Annotated in this window: 10 protein-coding genes; 6 read left to right on the top strand and 4 right to left on the bottom strand. The window is 32.7% G+C overall.

From position 1 onward, the window contains the following. The first annotated feature begins 230 nt into the window (after positions 1-230). On the top strand, positions 231-1,892 hold the full coding sequence (locus ACSVDA_RS20770; RefSeq protein WP_485885765.1) for a glutamine--tRNA ligase/YqeY domain fusion protein: 1,662 nt from the start codon (positions 231-233) through the stop codon (positions 1,890-1,892). A 116-nt stretch (positions 1,893-2,008) separates the two neighbouring features. Here the strand turns inward: ACSVDA_RS20770 and ACSVDA_RS20765 are convergent, their stop codons facing one another. Then, on the bottom strand, positions 2,009-2,818 hold the full coding sequence (locus ACSVDA_RS20765) for a lipid II flippase family protein (protein WP_485885763.1): 810 nt from the start codon (positions 2,816-2,818) through the stop codon (positions 2,009-2,011). 180 nt (positions 2,819-2,998) lie between these two features. Continuing rightward, positions 2,999-3,304: a hypothetical protein gene (locus ACSVDA_RS20760; RefSeq protein ID WP_485885761.1), complete on the bottom strand. Its 306-nt coding sequence runs from the start codon at positions 3,302-3,304 to the stop codon at positions 2,999-3,001. Between the two features lie 340 nt (positions 3,305-3,644). On the opposite strand from ACSVDA_RS20760, the gene ACSVDA_RS20755 reads away from it, so the two are divergent. Further along, a complete protein-coding gene (locus tag ACSVDA_RS20755; RefSeq protein WP_485885759.1) occupies positions 3,645-4,916 on the top strand; it encodes an MFS transporter in 1,272 nt (423 codons plus the stop codon). Here ACSVDA_RS20755 and ACSVDA_RS20750 read toward each other — a convergent pair. After that, a complete protein-coding gene (locus ACSVDA_RS20750; RefSeq protein ID WP_485885758.1) occupies positions 4,857-5,684 on the bottom strand; it encodes a helix-turn-helix transcriptional regulator in 828 nt (275 codons plus the stop codon). The two genes, ACSVDA_RS20755 and ACSVDA_RS20750, sit on opposite strands and share 60 nt — an antisense overlap. Positions 5,685-6,043: 359 nt before the next feature. Between ACSVDA_RS20750 and ACSVDA_RS20745 the strand changes: the two genes are divergently transcribed. Then, positions 6,044-6,166, top strand: coding sequence for a hypothetical protein (locus ACSVDA_RS20745; RefSeq protein WP_485885756.1), 123 nt, complete (start codon positions 6,044-6,046; stop codon positions 6,164-6,166). A gap of 45 nt (positions 6,167-6,211) precedes the next feature. After that, positions 6,212-6,655, top strand: a complete 444-nt coding sequence (locus ACSVDA_RS20740; protein ID WP_485885754.1) for a hypothetical protein — start codon at positions 6,212-6,214, stop codon at positions 6,653-6,655. 11 nt (positions 6,656-6,666) lie between these two features. Here ACSVDA_RS20740 and ACSVDA_RS20735 read toward each other — a convergent pair whose 3' ends face one another. Next, positions 6,667-6,900, bottom strand: a complete 234-nt coding sequence (locus tag ACSVDA_RS20735; protein ID WP_485885752.1) for a hypothetical protein — start codon at positions 6,898-6,900, stop codon at positions 6,667-6,669. A 365-nt stretch (positions 6,901-7,265) separates the two neighbouring features. Between ACSVDA_RS20735 and ACSVDA_RS20730 the strand changes: the two genes are divergently transcribed. Together ACSVDA_RS20730 and ACSVDA_RS20725 are read left to right on the top strand one after the other, a co-directional pair. After that, entirely contained in the window at positions 7,266-8,834 is a 1,569-nt protein-coding gene (locus tag ACSVDA_RS20730; RefSeq protein ID WP_485885750.1) for a DNRLRE domain-containing protein, read from the top strand. A 75-nt stretch (positions 8,835-8,909) separates the two neighbouring features. Then, positions 8,910-9,479 (top strand): hypothetical protein, encoded by a 570-nt coding sequence (locus ACSVDA_RS20725; protein ID WP_485885748.1) that lies wholly within the window; start codon positions 8,910-8,912, stop codon positions 9,477-9,479. The last annotated feature ends 3 nt before the right edge of the window (positions 9,480-9,482 follow it).

Here is a 9,482-nt window from a genome sequence, read left to right as displayed (position 1 = left end):
AAACTCACTGCCAACAAATAGGATAATAGAGGCACTACCACTCTAAATAGAAAAAGGCGAATTTGAGCTCGCTCAAATTCACCTTTTTCACTTTTTGAGGCTAGTTATGTCCCAGCCTCAATAATTCTTGTAGAAAAGCTTATTGGCAAAATATAAATATATATGATATAAATATTAATAAATCTAAAATGGTACATAAATATTTATTTCATACGAGAGGTTGAAAAATTGTGGACAATAACTCATCTAATTTTATTAGACCAATGATAAAGAAGGATTTAGAAACTGGAAAGCGTGATCATGTCACTACTCGTTTTCCACCAGAGCCAAATGGTTACTTACATATAGGTCATGCATTAGCTATTATTACGAATTTTGATTTAGCTGATGAATTTAATGGGAAAACAAATTTGCGCTTTGATGATACAAACCCATTGAAAGAAGATATTGAATTTGTCAATTCAATAAAACAAGATATAGAATGGCTTGGTTTTGATTGGGATGGGTTATTTTTTGCTTCAGATTATTTTGAAGAAATGTATAACCGTGCTATTTTATTAATTAACAAAGGCAAGGCATATGTAGATGACCTTTCTCCAGATGAAATCCGTGAATACCGTGGTACTTTAACTGAACCAGGTAAAGATAGTCCATACCGGAACCGATCTGTGGAAGAAAATCTTGATTTGTTCAAACGCATGCGTGATGGTGAATTTGCTAATGGCGAACGCGTGTTAAGAGCCAAGATCGATATGAGTTCTCCTAATATAAATTTAAGAGATCCAGTTCTTTATCGTATTTCACATACGACACACCATAACACTGGAGATAAGTGGTGTATTTATCCTGTATATAGTTTTGCACATCCGATAGAAGACGCGATAGAAGATGTAACTCACTCTCTATGCTCATTAGAATTTGAAGATCAAAGGCCTTTATATAATTGGGTCGTTGAAGAAAGTGAAATGGACAGCAAACCACAGCAAATTGAGTTTGGGCGTCTGAACTTAACGAATACTGTAATGAGTAAGCGGAAACTAAAACAATTAGTTGAAGAAGGATATGTTGATGGGTGGGATGACCCACGTTTACCAACTATTTCTGCATTGCGAAGAAGAGGGTATACACCTGAATCTATCCGTGCTTTTATTCGTGAATTAGGTGTAACTAAAGGAACAGGTGAAGTAGATTCAAGAATGCTTGAACATTTTATTAGAGCAGATTTAAAGTTAACATCACCACGTACGATGGGGGTACTTCGTCCATTGAAGGTTGTCATTACCAATTATCCTGAAGGACAAGTAGAGATGTTAGATGCTGAAATTAATCCTGAAAATCCTGAGATGGGCTCAAGACAAATTCCATTCTCACGAGAGATATACATTGAACAAGAGGATTTCATGGAAAATCCTCCTAAAAAATATTTCCGACTATTCCCTGGTAATGAAGTGCGATTGAAGCATGCTTATTTCATAAAGTGTGAAGAGGTAATCAAGGATGATAACGGCAATGTTATTGAAATACATTGTACGTATGATCCTGAAACGAAAAGTGGGTCAGGTTTTACTGGACGTAAAGTGAAAGGAACCATTCATTGGGTTGATGCAAACGAAGCTATTCCTACAGAATTCCGTTTGTATGAGCCTTTGATTTTAGATGAGGAAGAGCAAGAAGAAGAAATTAAGGAAGAAAAAACATTTATTGATCGTGTAAATCCTAATTCTTTGCAAATCTTAAATGGGTTTATTGAACCTAATATGAAAAATGTAAAACCACAAGATAAATTTCAGTTTTTTAGACACGGGTATTTTAATGTAGATCCTAAGCATACTTCTGATGAACATACTGTTTTTAACTTAATTGTTTCTTTAAAAAGCTCATTTAGATTGTAAGAATTTTACAAAATAGGGTCAGCCCCACAAATCACAGTGGAGCTTGACCTTTTTGTTTCTTTCTCAAGTGATGTAATCATCTTACCAGCTATATAAATTACTACCTAAGTTAACTTTTAATATATTAATAGATTAGTTAATTTAGTTATCCATACAATCATATACGCAGATGGAATTAAAAATAATTGCGCTAATATTGTGCCAAAGAGCCTCGATATCATTAACCAGCCATATGTTTCAGCCATCTTATCAGCACCTTTAGGATGAAGCATTGATTTTTCTGTTAACAACGCAACTTGAGGATCTAAAAATATAGTAAGTAAAATAGTGGCAAAGCCATTTATAACCCCTGTAGTCATTAACGAAGCTGTTGATGTTTCATCATTTAGTAAAGAAGCATATAACGACGCGAGAACCCCTGAAGTATAAATAGCAGTTACTATCATATTCGTAAGTAATATTCTTTTCGGTATTCCGCCAATCCGGAGTCTATGTAACATTTGAAATCTAGGGTATTTTACGTATTTGGCAGTATGTTTCAGTTTTTGAATATTTGTCGTACTAAAAAGCCTGATAACAGATCCCTCTATTTCAAAACGTTTTATGACCTTAACTGATAACCTTGTCATAGTAGGAAATAGCAAAATCGCAATAAATGTTCCAATGGTTGCGCTTAAAAGCACTAATCGTAAAATAGGTACGATATCAATACTTGTATTCACTCTAGCTTGATCTATGATTCCACCGAGTAAAACTACATGAAACATATTCGATGTCCTTGCAACTAGTAAAATAACGCCTGTTAATGATAATGAAACTGCAAGTTTTCTAAGTCGAACCCCTCCTAAACGAATGCTATAAGATAATGTTTCAACACTGTGGATAACAATAGTAAAAAAAATAATAATAGAAATTATTGTAAACATATAATCACCTAATGCTATCATATTACAATTTAAGACAAATAGATATACATAAAAAGGAAAGTATAGCGTATATCCACCTTTATAGAAAAATCTATACTTGTCATATAAAAATGAGGTAGACTATTTTAACTAAATCTAACCTCACTAGAAGATCAATTTTATTTAGATCGATACATTGACCTAATTTTTGCTTTCTACATAAGGCATAATATCGTACGGAGTAAGTATGGTTCTCTTTTTTCTTTCATCTGTATACATAAAAACCTCTTTCCCATTTACTTTCCATTCCTTTGATTTTAGGTGTTTTAAAATGGCATAGTTTAGTGAATACATTTGTTTAAAAGAATTATAGTCGAGTAAAAGTTGGCCTTCTTTATTGAGTGTAACATTCGTTTCAATGAACATTGATTCTGCTTTTTTTACTGAAACGATAAAGTCAAAGAGTGCTTTTGAATTTTTATATTCAGGTGCATTAATATCCCCCAATTAATTCACTCCCCGTTTGCTTAATGAAATAACACATTTTCTACACTCTATAGTGAATGCAAACTTTAGCCTTAATGTTACGGGTAGACGAACATTGTTAATCAGGTCACTAACTGGCTGTGTTAAGTTTGTATTGACTCAGCAGTTAAATATATGCAAACAGTTGTTATATTTACGTCAATAAGAATAATGCATATGTTGTAGAAGGGGTTAACATACTTGTCATGTTATTGGTTTTGTAAAGAGTATCTAACTATTCGTTAACTCATATATTTTCAGTTATCACTAAAATATATATATGTTGTGGAAATATACAGCAATATTTATGAAGGAATAAAACATGGTGATTGCTATCATAAATATTGAGGTGATGATCATGTATAAAAAAATATTTCAAAATCGTAATTTCCTTCGCTTTTTTTTAGGAGGAGCTGTATCACAATTAGGAGATCGGTTAACTGGATGGGCATTTTTATTTTTGACGATAGAAATGACAGGCTCTGCCCTTCATACTACAGGGATGGTCATTGCAGAAACAATTCCATACGTTTTATTCGGTTTAATTGGCGGAGTGGTAGCTGACCAGGTAAATAAAAAGAAGCTTTTAATTATAATTGACATGTTAAGAGCACCGATTATTTTATCCTTAGTTATTATAGAATATATGAATTTATTAACATACCTTGTATTACTTGTTTTCGCGTTTATCATCCAAAGTTTTGGTTGTTTTTTTAATCCGTGTCATCGAGCGATGCTTCCAGCGATTACATCGATTGACGAGAGAACAGTTGCAAACAGCTTGATTGATACAGTGTCTAGAGGAATTTCGGTATTAGGCCCGTTTATAGCTATCTTATTAATAAATACGGTTGGTGTAATACACTTTTTTACATTCGATGTGTTTTCATATCTCATTAGCGCCTTCTTCATTTACAAAATTCGAATAAATGAAGCCAAATCAATAGTTATTAAGAAAAGTTTGTTTGCAGCATATGGATCAATTAAAGAGTTTTTTATGTGGGTACAGAAAAATGTACATGTGAGAAATTTGTTCACTATTACTTTTATCGTTGTTTTTTTTAACACGTGGGTTTGGGATGTAGGAATACTGTTAATGATAGTTGAACTCAGTGATAAGAGTGAAACGATCTATTCTATGCTGCAAGGGGTTTTTGGCTTAGTAGTCGTAAGTGTAAATTTACTTATTCCCCTTATCTTTAAACAAATGAATTTAAAAACGTACTTATGTGGGTCACTTGTATGGGGAATAGGTATTGTGATATTAACATGGACTACACAATTATATACGATATTTATTGCAATCATCATTATTGGTATTGGTATGCCAATGTCTGGCCTTTCTCGAGTATTTCTCATTCAAAAGTTAGTTCCTGAACACATGCACGGAAGGGGCTTTAGCTTCAATGCTGTACTATTATATTTAGCAAATGTTCTATCGTTAAGCTTATTCGGAATTTTAACGTTATTCATTAACATGCAAACAATCTTCTTGCTATCAGGATTGATAATCATATTGACTTCATTATATTCTCTATCGCGCATACTTTTTTCTAAACATAGTCGGGGTAATATTGTACACTTTTTTAAATAATTGATTATAAGTGTGAGTTGATGAAAAACCACAAGCTAATGCGATCTCTATAATTGTTTTTTTAGAATACACGAGTAAATGTTGACTTTTATATAAGCGATATAATTGAAGCCATGAATAAGGCGATATGCCGATTTTTTCTTTGAAAATATGAGATAATTGGTATTTACTTAGATGGGCGATAGATGCCATATCATCCAACGTCCATTTATGGTTATAGCTTTCCTTCATGGCCTTAATCGTCTTTTGGATTTGTTCATTCGGAGATTCAAATAGTTGACTTGGCCAATTCGGTGAGTGGCTATTAATGGAATATTTCATCAGCATTATTGCGAGTTGTGATGTACTATGATCTATAAAACTCTGTAATGAATCTAGACTATCATTTTCAAGGCTCACGAAATCTTTCACAAACTGTACCCACTTTGTCAATTGTGGATTGTAGTGAGGCATTTGTGCAAAGTAAATATCATTCCCACCATATTGTAATATCGACTCAGATGCAGCTTGAAGTTCTTTAACATCTAATTCAATTAGCAATTTTTCTTTTTCTATAGATAATTGTTTATGATCTTCCATTGGATTAATTAATAGAAAACTATTTTCATGTAGTTTTACATCTGTTTGTTTCATTTGATAATGACTCTCTCCATTTATTGAAAAAATGAATTTGTAAACAGGATCATTCCGCCAGCTTCTTTCTCCTAACTTGGTTGTCCTATTTAACAACAGACCATTTTTATGTTCAATTATCAGATTTCTTTCCATATATGTTCTCCTCGTTAAAAAATGAATAGTATAATTATAGCATGCTTGGAATTTATGGGAATGTTGTTTTTGTGTTTTAATTCAAGGGTCTTTTCGTAAACTTTGTTGCTATTAAGACTAATTTAGAATAGCAATTAATAATGATATGCAATTGACCTCATTTTATATGAGAAAAGATGACACAAATACTTGGTTTTTACGTATTCAGTTTTTAGTACGAAAAGCAATAATCAATGCGAAAATAGCCTGGATAAAAAAGTGATTTATGCTTTTTTAGAAAATATACAGTATGTAAAATTTATTCCAAATGAAAACCAAGAACAAAGAGATAGTTTTAGGGTGCGATTACTTTATATGAGGTGGAAGATGTAATTTTTCAGTTTAGTTTAATAAAGGTTGACGGTGTAAATTATCATACAGAGCCTGACATGTTTCCAATTGCAGATGAGTTATATGACAAATTAAATATTGAGGATGAATAGCACTTGATTAAGAGATTTCAACAATGTTAAGGAGTTGAATCACCAATGAAAAAAATAATGAACTTATCAATTTATTTTGTTTTAGTTATGTTATTTAGTTGTACAAACTCAATTCCGAAAGGGGAGCATAATGATTTAAATATTAATCTTCTAACAAGAGTGGATGTACAAAAGCCAACATCGAATGTGAGCTATGAAGATGAAGTTATGATGATTACAAACAATGAGTCAATTCAAGTAATAAGAAATGTCTATAAAAATATTAAATGGGGAAGAAATGTAGATACTAAAATATCTAGACATGAAGATGTGAAAGCTACCTTTTTCTATACTTATGATGACAATATGCCTGAATTGTTAACCGACTATTATATTTGGTTTGATGAATTCAATCAAACAGCTATTATTATTGACGAGGCTGAAAGTTCTCTTGGAACAATTGATGAAGATCATGCCATACTTTTAAAAGAGTTATTGTTAAGCCAATAAAAAAAGGCTCCTCAACGTTTATTAAATAACGGATCTAGAACCTCTTTCTGAAAACTTTCTAACAGATCAATTTGTGAAGTATACATCATTGGTGAAAAACTTAAAATTAATGGTTCGTGTTCATCCTCAACGATTGTTACATAGTTAATATCCTCATTATTTAAACGCTTTTTTAATTCTTGCTTTACCGTCTCTAATTCACCCATGCCTTCACTAACGTCGATAGCGATATTTATCCTAGCCACTTCCTCACCTCATTCTTACCCTTGCTTATTGTTTTTATCATTATAGACCAAGCTTTTAAGAGGTATACAGACCATGTATCATGTTTACTCTCTTTTTAGTGTAAATTAATTAGAACTTGTAGTATGTTGTCATAGTTTTAAAAGCAGAGAAAATGGCATGAATCTATGTGTGGTTATTTCTTAGATCGGTAATCAATGAAAAAACTTCTTTATTAAAGAAAGTTAAGAATAGTAAAGCTAGTGTAAAGTTTTTAAATAAAATGCCAAATACCAAAAAGGATTTGATAATATAGGAATCGGGTGAAGATAGCATCTATGCTTAATAAATGTCAGTTTTTGTAGATTATATTTTTGGGAGGAGAAAAATGGGAAACGTTTTAAGTAAGAGGGTAGTAATGGTGGGCGTATGTTGTATCATGGTCTTAACATTATTTGTGACTTCTTTTAAAGACAATGACCAAGCAAATGCAGCATCTACATCATTTCGGTTCATAGTGATGGGGGATAGTCGAGGCGCTAGTGATGGAGTTAATGAAACAACTTTACGTTCATTGTTAAACGAGGTTCAAGATATAACTCCGCAACCTGATTTCATTTTGTTTACAGGTGATCAAGTCATGGGTGGATCAGATGTCGCTCAAGAATTATCTGATTGGAATGCCATTGTAGATGATTATTTTCCGTTAAATAAGTATTATCCAGCACTCGGCAATCATGAAGATGATGAAACTATTTTTAGTAATGCTTTTACTCATTTACCGTCGAACCAACTATCTGGCTATAAACGATCGGCGTATTATTTTGATTATGGGAATGCGAGATTCATAACTTTAAACTCAAATCGCAAAGATAATAGTGGGAACTATGTCATTGATTCATCGCAACGTGATTGGTTAGAAAGTGTTCTTAACAATAATGGAAAAACACATAATTTTGTTCAGTTTCATGTTCCGGCATACCCGATTGGTGCACATTATGGTAGATCGCTTGATGAAAATGAAAGAGAACGAGATGCATTATGGGAGATATTTGATAAATATAATGTAACTGCAGTTATGACGGGTCATGAACATAACTACAATCGAAGAGAAATCAATAGTTCTTTTAATGATAATGGCTATACATTTGACAATAGTATATATCAGTTAACGATAGGAGGAGCAGGGGCACCATTATCATCAACGGTAAGGGATTCGAAAAATGTCGAAGTTGGTCCATTATCGAGCTATCATTATATGGTTGTAGATGTAGCTGATGAAAATTCTGATTTTAGGCTTTATGATATCAATAGTAACTTATTAGATTCGTTTACTGTTAAACGTAATTCAGACTCTACATCTTCTACAACTACATCAGAATTTCAAAACGGGCTGTATCCAACTTCAACGTATGAAGGGGCGATAGATTCGTATCTATCTGAACAAAACCCCACAGAAAACTTTGGTTCAGAACAATCTCTGTTAGTTGATGGAGATGATCCATCTAACAGTAGAAAAAATAAATATGCATTGTTAAAATGGGATATTTCAACTATTCCGAATAATAAAAAGGTCGTTTCAGCTAGTATTAGCCTTAATATAACTGATGCTAGTTCAAGTTCTTATGAAATATATGGGCTAAAGCGTGATTGGTCAGAGTCTCAAGTAACCTGGGAGCAAAGTACAAATGGTTCGAACTGGGATGTGCCAGGAGCAGGGGGGATGACTGACCGTGAATCTTCTATAATTGGAACGATAACGGCTAGTAATTCTGGAGCACATACAATTCATCTAAATGAATCAGGTATTTCAATTGTCCAATCTTGGATTGATAACCCTTTAATGAATGCTGGAATAATTATTGCAAATTCGGATAACCGAAATGGAATTGATATTAGTTCAAGTGAAACATCAGATGAAGGTTTACGACCTAAACTTACAATCGATTATGAGTAATTGTCATTCGGTGGATTAAGGAGTTACGAGATTCTTCTACTATTAAAAAAAGAAAATAGAAAGGTTTAACTATAAATGAAGCCAGTATTTTCTGCACGGGATTTAGCGGTTACACAAGCTGGTGTAGCTGCTCTTTTATTTTTAATTATGCCTATTTTACATCTCATAGATAATAGTCAGTATAAATGGTTGTCAGTTTTACATGGTGTCGGTGCAACGTTAACAATACTGGTAAGTTGTTACATGTTACACCTATTGTATCCATTATTAAGAAGAAGGGCTGACGCAGTCAAACGTTTGAAGTTTATTTTAACGATAGTAAATACTCTAATTGCAGCTACAATTATTACTGCTAATTGGTTATACATTGGCTATCGTGCACCTGATGGAGCAAGACAATGGTTTATCTATCACCAGCCGTCTATTCATTTAATTTTAATGGAATATAAAGAATTTGTTGGGCTATTTCCATTACCACTAGGAATTGGCGCATTATGGATATTGCATCGATTTGGAAAACAAATGGAACATACTTCTAATAATCTTATTTCTTCCACCATAGCTGTTATACTAACGCTCATGTGGATTTGTTTAATAATTGGATTTGTTTTTGGAATTACAATGGTAAAAATAAAAGGGGTTTAGGTG

Origin of the sequence: Cytobacillus sp. Hm23, assembly GCF_051842895.1 — a bacterium.
Classification (GTDB): domain Bacteria; phylum Bacillota; class Bacilli; order Bacillales; family SM2101; genus Nanhaiella.
Note: the sequence above shows the minus strand (reverse complement) of the source record. Positions and strands in the feature narration are given on the sequence as shown.